An 8,866-nucleotide genomic window follows, 5' to 3' on the forward strand; every position below is an offset into this window, starting at 1 on the left:
ATACAGCCGTTCATGTTCAAGCGCACCTGGAAGTGTCTCATGAATCAGGGATTATCAGTGATCAATTGGTTCAGCTGGGAAAATCGACCTACCTGACGGGTTTGTTTCGCTTAGTAACGATTGAACGCAAGCATCAATCAAATCTACGTATCCTGACGAACCGAATGGACCTTTCAGCAGAGGCTATCGGAAAGATGTATCAATCAAGATGGCAGATCGAGTTGTTTTTCAAGCACATCAAACAACATTTGACCATTAAAACGTACTATTCACAGTCTGAACAAGGCGTAGAGAATCAAGTGATTCTTGCGATGATTGTCTACTTATTGACGTTACTGATGAAACTAGAATTAAGGTTGAAATCAACCCTCTTCACTATTTTGAGACAAATCAGAGCGTTACAGTATGAACCATTTGAGTGTTTCAAAGAATCGTTCGCACCTGGTTAAGTGAAAGAGAGTACAAAAAGACTAATCCACAACTGAATAACCCTAAAAATTTCTGGAAAAAGTCATCCCTTGCGCCAGCAATTGACTTTTTTGGAAATTTTAACGAAAACTACTTGTGATAAAAGTAACAACCTATAAAACCTATTTATTCTAAGTTTTATGCAACACTAGTGATAAGAAGTATTGATCCCACTTCCCGGGTTATAGGAACTCCACTTACACATTTAAAATCAGATTTAATAGAGAAAATAAGCGAAGTTATTCAAAACTTCTTCTAAAAAAGTTAATTATAATCAATAACAGCAGACAAGACACAAAGTGTGACATTTTGTGTCTTGTCTGCTGTTTTACATTTTATTTTTACACTTAGCACATCATATGTTTATTTTTTCTTGAGAACAATTACTTTCAGCCTATGACTACTAAAATAAATGTAGATATTTCTGCTAGACAAAAATGTGACCTCATACTCTATAAACTCGTTTATACAATAACACGATTAATTCTATTTCTGTTCCTCTCGCTATTCGATTTTTTGTAAATCCTACAACAACTCTTTCACTTCTTTTCTAAAGCGGTTGAATCGGCTGTACTTTTTGAGATAGTCATTTGCGATTGTTTCTTTGGCTCCGGGATTACCCATGGATTCGATGACTTCTCCGTAAGCGATGATTAGTTCTGCTGCTTTATGGTAGCTATTTCTAACTTTCTCCCTCAGCAATGCCTCTGTTCGTCTATCTAGCGTTTGTTTAATCCAATTCAGTATGTCTTCTCTTTCGGTTTCAGAAAGAGACGTTGTGTGTGTCAGCTGTCTGAACAGCCGGTTAAAAATGATTCGATCTCTTGGATGAGTCACTAAACGGCTCCTTACCTCGTCCTCCATTATTCCTTTAACAGGTGACTCTTCGTCCGTTTGTCTAAGCAGCAGTAAAAATAATGGAATAGCTAGACCAATACTGTCATAGCTCCAACCAAGAATCGTTTTATTTTCTTTACAGTTTATGTAAAACGAAAAAGCATCCCCAGTAAAAAGTGGAATACTGTTATATTCATTTTCGGTCAATGTGTTTTCAGTTAAATAATTATCCCAATTCTTTTGATTAGTCTCTTTTGCTACATCATTAGACCAATAGTCTATTACCTTTTTTACTTCTTCACCAGGGTTAAGATAAGGTCTTAAATACAAATAGTTTATCGGACTTGAACGGTTAACAAAGGCTAAGTGTCTGAATCGTTTCATGTCAGAAGAATGGTTTAAGTGACTCGCAATCGTATAGCCAACCTCCATTATTTCTGACTTTATAAACAACTTCCCAGGCATATTCTCTCTAGCAAAATGGATGAATTCTAAAATGTCTTCGCATTCTTTTTGGGATAGTTGACTTACTTTTTCTTCTACCTCATTTGGTTTAAACCAGGCAACAAATCTCCCATCATTTAACCGCTCTTCAATATAAAGAAGATCCAGTTTATTAGCCAGCAAATTGAGATAAAGTTGAGGATGCTGCAGACCGAAACGTTCAATATTATCTTCTAAAAAGTTTATATTTTTGTATGAAGCACAAACCTGTATCAATGAGTCATATGCATGTCTTCCCGATTGTCTGATTAAGAAGTCAATCCACTCATCCACAAAACTAGCGGTATTAACTTCTTCTTTTCCGACTGTTTTCATCTTGTCAATATCAACAATATGGTGCGCTTTCATTACTTCGTATAGCTTTTCCAACCGTTCTTCTCCTGTATAACCCCTTGCTATAGCATACAGCCACAAGCGAATAAAAAAATCCCGGTCAGTATATGTCTGATCGAATAATTCTACATTTTCAAAAGTAGTGTCATAATGGATATCATCATACTGGTCTTCAAGAACAGCTAATGCAAAAATATCAATTGAGATTAAGTTAACTAACAACTCATTTGCTTCCTGATACATCTCTTTTTCTATTAAATTCTCTGCTAACTGACATGCCTCTTTAAACCCTACAAAGACATCTAGTGGGTCCTTTACATCAATGAATTCATCATCTGGTTCATCGTGCCAGTCATCATAGTACTCATTTAACACAAGATAGACAAACACTTCCTCAGAACGAACACTATTAATCCACTCTTCAAAATGTTCTATCTGTGTGGCTATTACCCGTTTGTCTTCAAATTCCGATTCATTGAATTGCTCTAAAAAATGATATCTGCTATTTTCTGGCAGTTTCCGAGCATAGTCTCTTATCCATGAACGAAGCATTTGTTCATCCATATTTTTTATTTGTTTATCAATAGCTTTCATAAAGGTTGTGTAATCCATAATGGTCTCCTTAGGATTTAATCATGGTCAGGAAGTTGTATACCGACTTTCATCATGTTATATCTATCTATACACATTAACTTCAGTAGTTTATCTAGTTCATTCGGATAAATTACATTGTACTTTTCAATTTCAAATTCCAAACCTACTTTAATATATACATAAGGATCTGAACTATCTATCATTCGTGAACTACTCGCCACTTAAATCCTTTGGATTTTGAAGTGGGGGCTTCCTACGAACTCCATTCTTGTCTGCACAGATTTCATACAGACAGAGGAATCGGATAGGGGTAGGCTCAAAAGGCAGTCCCTGCCTCATTGATTTTCTTTTACTTGGCCAACGCCAAGAGATTTTTGCTGGCATTGATATCTCTGTCAAGGCATTCCCCGCAAGTCGGGCAGTGCCATACCCGAATTTGGAGCGGTTTTTCCCCGTCTCGGTGTCCGCAACTCGAACAAATCTGACTGGACGGATAGAACCTGTCTGCTTTAATAATTGTCCGTCCTTTTTGCTTGGATTTATATTCCAATTGGCGGACGAATTCATACCAGCCTGCATCACTAATGCTTTTTGCCAGTTTATGATTCTTCATCAGATTCTTGCTGGACAACGTTTCGATAACGATGACTTGGTTTTCGTCCGTTATCTTTTTCGTCAACTTGTGCAAGAAATCTTTCCGTTGATTGGCAATCTTTTCGTGCTTTTTTGCTACCTTCAAGCGGGCTTTATTGCGATTCTTTCCACCTTTTTGTTTGCGAGATAAAGAACGCTGAGCTTTTTTGAGTTTCTTTTCAGATTTATACAAATGCTTTGGGTTTTTGTGCTTCTCTGTCTCACCTAAATCATTGGTGGTGATCGCAAAATCCGAAATACCCAAATCAATCCCGATCTTCCGTTCAACTAATTGGGGCGTTTCGTCCGCTGATTCCACAAGAATGGATATAAAATATTTTCCCGATTTATTCATTGATATCGTACATGATTTAATCTTGCCTTGAAAAGTACGATGCTGGACAAGCGTTACACATCCGATTTTAGGCAGTTTGATCTTACCATCTTCAATTCGGATATTTCCCCCTTGATTGTTGGTGGTATAACTCGCTTTTGAACGGTGTTTGGATTTGAATTTTGGAAATCCAATGGATTTATCCCGGAAGAAATTTTTGTAGGCTCGTTCCAAATTCTGCTGAGCGTTCGCCAAAGCCAGACTATCAACCGCTTTCATAAAAGGAAACTCTTCTTTGTACTGAGCGGGCGTATTGTTGAGCATTTGTTTCGTCTCTTTATAGTGGTCGATCTTGTCGCTAAGCATTTGGTTATAAATGAAGCGGGCACAACCAAAACAGTTCGCAAAATAGTTTTTTTGTTCTTCATTTGGGTAGAGCCGATACTTATAAGCTTTTAACATATTCTTCACCTCACTTCGCCCTGGTTTTCGATATATTTTTTGATGACTTCAATTGGAGCACCGCCTGTTGTCATTAGACAGAAGCTTCTCGACCAGAACATTTCTTTCCATAATTTCCGCTTCACTTCTGGGAAGTTCTTTTTTATGAGTCGAGAGCTGGCACTTTTGTAGGCATTGATGAATTTGGATAATTCTGTATTAGGCTGGGCTTTGAACAGGATATGAATGTGGTCTCTTTCAACGTTCCACTCAATAAGGGTGATGTTGTATGTTGTGCTAATTCTTAGAAACATATCTTTTGCATAATCCGAAACAGAGGGGGTGATGACTTTTCTTCGGTATTTCACAACTAAAACCAGATGGTAATACATCAAGAAGACTGAATGATTATTGTCATCCAATTCCACTGTGGTCACTCCCTTTTTGTTGATTACTACTGATTATAGTATACGCCATAAAGGACAGATTAACCACCTCAAGCTATCGCTTGATCGACATTCATCTCCCAGTTTCACTGGTGCTTCGCACCCATGCGTTTAGAAGGGGGAGACTTCTTTCGGAATTACGTTAAACTTTCTAAACAGCTGATCAATTTCATATTCGCTTTTTCCTTGATAATAACTTCGTCTGCCATTCTTATAATTTTCTCGAATTAAATAGTTTCTCTGGTTAGATCCATATTTCTCACTAATCACATAACTAATCGCTGTTTTAATAATCCGTTCAAATTCGATAGTTGCTTTAAAGATAGAGTGCTGCAAATTTTTGTCAAATTGAAATAAAGCAAAAATTTGTTCAAAGGTCGTTCCGTCTATGTATCTTTCATTAGCAGACAGGCTTGCTTCTTCTAGGAACGAATCTTTGTAACCATTGATAATTTCATAGTAACCATATCTAAGAAGCTCACTTTCTGCATGTTCTTCAGAAAGAAAGATGAGACCTCTATCTTTTAAAATATTTATTTGTTCTTTAATCGTTTTGAACGGTTTTTCACCCATATTATTTTCCTCCTAAAACACAAAAGGAGTCCTTTTTACAGGACTCCTTTTGGTCGGCTGAACTTCAGCCCTTCATTAAGATTATCTAAATTATAATCTATTTTAGTCCTATTGTCAACTTTTTATCTTCTTGTTTGAAACGTATATAGACACCGACAGACATACAGAACGTACGTTCCTTATCTGTTTTTATTGTAGCATATTCACGATTATATGTATACAAATTTCCTGAATCATTTTCTATATAGTAGCGTTATACTCTTATAAGGTTTAATATCGAATTTTTATATATAACCTAAGTTCCCATAATTTATAACTAGGTCAATTTATAAATGCTGTAATATCAAGGTCTGGCCGTGATTTTTTTAAGAATACATCGTTATACTTTTAAAAATTGTAACGACGTAACTTTACATTATTTGCGCGGAATTTCGTAGTTTCTCGTTACACAATCCGGGAATTCAGGATATAATTATTCTTTAAGAATAAAGAGCTGGAGTAAATACTTCCTACCAGTGCGGTTTAAAAAAAGCAAACCCTACTTAGAAGGTTTGCTTTTTGACTCTATCAGGTTTCATTTTTCCTAACATTTCAGCTACTGCTTGTATATTTTTATTGACTTCCATCTCGAAGACGAAGGATGTTCTTATTTTCTAATTTATAGCTGGTATAACTGCGCTTAAATGAATCAAAGTACTCTATTTCAAAGCAAAACAAATCCGCTAAAAAAGTTGTATCAATAAGAATAGTTAAAGCTTCTATTTCTAATAAATCGATTTTTTTGGTTCAGGCATCACTAACTTTATTTGTCCAATATTCTTAGAGAAAGAATCAATTTCACATTTATAAGATAATCAAAATCTATCTATACTTCTATTTATCCAATCCATCGAATGGATAGATAATCGATTTCTGTATCTCTCACTCCAAAGCGAAAAGTGGTCGTATTGTTCATCGGTAGGATCGGACATGACCCGTTTGAATTCTACGTACCCGCCAGTTCCTCCTACATTTTCAGGTACCGGATCGCCTTTCATTTCTACTACACGTGCTGTGCGAAGAGTGGCATTTTCAATAATTTCAGTCACTTCAATCTCATGTATCCAATCATCGCCAAAATCGTATTCATAAGTAAAAACGTCTCCTGAACGAAGGTATTCAATCAACTGCACATCTTTATCGTACTTCATAATTTGAAATCTTTCTTTATACCCAAAAGACTCATCATCATCTACTAAACAAACGGACATGTCATTCGGTCTATCAAAAACAAACTGATGCAGGTGATAATCGTCCCACATAAACGCTTCTTGTAGAATATCATGCAGCTGATTAAATGTATAAGTCATAGGAATATGCAGTTTTCTAATGACATCTGGATCCGTATCTAATTTAAGACTCACCTTTAATTCTACAACTGGCGGTGTGAAAATAAGGTTCTCACCTAAACCGTTATTGCTTAAAAAGTTTTCCCATTTATTTAAAGGTGTATCTGTTGACCCATCAGGATAAGTGAGCGATCGGTTATTCACTTTTTCCATTAATTTCAACTGCAATGTGGTTTCATCATCATATACTCTAACTGCTGATTTCAAAAAATCTACTGTATCTTCTAAGTAACTCACAAGCCCCGGATTCTCTTCTTTTATAAAGGTAATATCCCGACTCTCTATTTCGTCCTCTATCTCCATCTGCTTTACCCAGTTAAGACCTAAATAATCAAAGTAATTGTGTCTGACATAATCAATAATTCTCTCGATCTTACTCAGTTCCTCTTTTTTGAGAGGCCAAGCTACCAGCGTGAGTAAGGTTTCAGAATGCATAAGCACTTGAGCTTTTCTTCTATTTAAAATAACGACATGAGCTACCCATGAACTTCCGCTGCTTTCATGCGTACCCATTGGAATAGCCGTTCCTTTTGCCTTTTCAATCTCTGTAATGAATTTATTCGTGGTGTGAATGAGCATTTATCGTTCCTCCTGAATATTTTTTTTGGAAACACTAAAGCTGTTTCTAATGTTATTTTTAGTCTCTCTTATTCAGACTTATTTGTATACAAATTTGGGCAATACCACTACTTTTAAACCACTTTTCCATTAGCTTGTGGAACTTTCAGATTCATGAGCCATGTCAACGTTTCTTCTGGCTGCAGGGTTCTTTTTTTATTTAAAATAATGTATGGACGCAGTTTTTTATTGCTCAACCAATCTGAATAAGCATCAGTATCTTCTTCTATAGAATTGAAAATGCACATTTCTATCCAGTACTCACAATTATTGACTTGAATCAGCATTATCTAAGGAAGTTGTATTAATTTTTCTGTAAACTTCTTAAGATAATGAGTTTTCTGAAGAAGTAAGACCATTATTTCTAGCTACTCCTGAAGATTAGTTGTTAATCTTCAGGAGTTACCAATCAAATTGCATTGACTCCTTACAATAAGCGGTTATTTTTCGCATCCGAAAAATGTCATCTAGAATCAGCCTCAACTTTTTCTCCACCTTCAATGTCTGATATGCTTCACCGACATTAAACTGTTTAACGTAATTCCGAAAGAAGTCTCCCACTTCTAAGCGTATGGGTGCGAAGCACCAGTGAAAGTGGGAGATGAATTTCGGTCAAGCGATAGCTTGAAGTGGTTAATGTCATTCTCTCATCTTTAACACCCAAAACCCCGATAAATCCCTACACTAAGGGATTTACCGGGGTTTAAAAATGCTCAAAATAGGGTACTATTTTGCTATTTTTGTATCTTTAATAATTTTTTTTATTATTTTGTTGCTCACAATTTCTGTATCTGTCCGAAACCCAAAGGTTTCATGTAAATGATCAGTTAAATGAGTCCGCATGTACGTTGGGATATAACCGTGTCCTTTCGCATCATACACCCTCATTTTCTTTAGCGTTTCGATAATTTCTGGACATGTAAAGGTTTCTCCTAATTTCTTTTCCAAGATACGAAAGATTAATAAAGAGAGAAAACAGGTCAAGAAGTGAGCTTGAATGCGTTCATCTTTTTGAAGGTATACAGGACGTGATTTCATTTCACTTTTCATAATTCGAAATGTTTCTTCAATTTCCCATCGTCTTTGATTAATCGCCACAATTTCTTCTGGAGTAGAATGAACATTAGTACACACCCCATAAAGCCCATCATACTGAGCTTCTTTCTCTATTTGTTCACTATTTAGTGTATAGTGCGTCTTTTTAGCTACTTCGCCATTTTTAGTAAAGCTTACTGATTCAATAAATCGGTTAGGATCATTTGCTCTTTTCTTTTTCAACTGACTAGGATTATCAATTTTTTTTAGGGCTCGTTCAATCTGGCCTTCCCGAATCTTTTGATGATAGCTTTGATATTTAAAAGAAAAAGTAATGATTAAACGTTGTTCAAGCCCTTTTTCATTAATCCAACGTTCTTTATAGAAAGTATTCTCCGCATATTTCTTTGGATCTAAAGTGGATAAATCATACTCTTTGAGTCGATTTTTCCCCGTTGTATGGGTAAGTTTCCAGCCCGTTTTATCTAAAGCAAAGGCTTTTAAATGCTTTGGAAGCATTTTTATAGATTGAGTGGTCACAAACCCTCTTTGTCCTAATGTGTTGTATTTTCGGTTATCTGCAGAAGAGAGACCAGCGTCAGTAATCACAATCATTTTTGATAAGTCGAAATCTTTCATAATCCTTTTCTGAAGAGGTTTTA

General features: G+C 35.9%; 8 protein-coding genes. 1 reads left to right on the plus strand and 7 read right to left on the minus strand.

Annotation, left to right across the window (positions count from 1 at the left end):
* On the plus strand, nt 1-449 hold a 449-nt coding region (locus ACYQ2O_RS08605; RefSeq protein ID WP_459796424.1), incomplete at its 5' end, for a transposase.
* 544 nt (nt 450-993) lie between these two features.
* Here the strand turns inward: ACYQ2O_RS08605 and ACYQ2O_RS08610 are convergent.
* The 7 genes from ACYQ2O_RS08610 to ACYQ2O_RS08640 form a co-directional block, all read right to left on the minus strand.
* On the minus strand, nt 994-2,754 hold the full coding sequence (locus ACYQ2O_RS08610) for a hypothetical protein (protein ID WP_346025137.1): 1,761 nt from the start codon (nt 2,752-2,754) through the stop codon (nt 994-996).
* 331 nt (nt 2,755-3,085) lie between these two features.
* A complete protein-coding gene (tnpB, locus tag ACYQ2O_RS08615; RefSeq protein ID WP_459796425.1) occupies nt 3,086-4,165 on the minus strand; it encodes an IS200/IS605 family element RNA-guided endonuclease TnpB in 1,080 nt (359 codons plus the stop codon).
* Nucleotides 4,166-4,170: 5 nt separating this feature from the next.
* Complete coding sequence (gene tnpA, locus ACYQ2O_RS08620; RefSeq protein WP_346025139.1) at nt 4,171-4,572, minus strand: IS200/IS605 family transposase; 402 nt, start codon at nt 4,570-4,572, stop codon at nt 4,171-4,173.
* 129 nt (nt 4,573-4,701) lie between these two features.
* On the minus strand, nt 4,702-5,163 hold the full coding sequence (locus tag ACYQ2O_RS08625; protein WP_346025140.1) for an Abi family protein: 462 nt from the start codon (nt 5,161-5,163) through the stop codon (nt 4,702-4,704).
* 854 nt (nt 5,164-6,017) lie between these two features.
* Nucleotides 6,018-7,130, minus strand: a complete 1,113-nt coding sequence (locus ACYQ2O_RS08630) for a plasmid pRiA4b ORF-3 family protein (protein ID WP_346025141.1) — start codon at nt 7,128-7,130, stop codon at nt 6,018-6,020.
* 113 nt (nt 7,131-7,243) lie between these two features.
* The gene (locus tag ACYQ2O_RS08635; RefSeq protein WP_459796426.1) at nt 7,244-7,417 is read right to left on the minus strand and encodes a hypothetical protein; all 174 of its coding nucleotides are present in this window, start codon (nt 7,415-7,417) and stop codon (nt 7,244-7,246) included.
* A gap of 478 nt (nt 7,418-7,895) precedes the next feature.
* Nucleotides 7,896-8,866 (minus strand): IS1634 family transposase (locus tag ACYQ2O_RS08640; RefSeq protein ID WP_459796427.1); only part of this gene is annotated, 971 nt, incomplete at its 5' end.

Source organism: Alkalibacterium sp. m-11 (genome assembly GCF_054658155.1).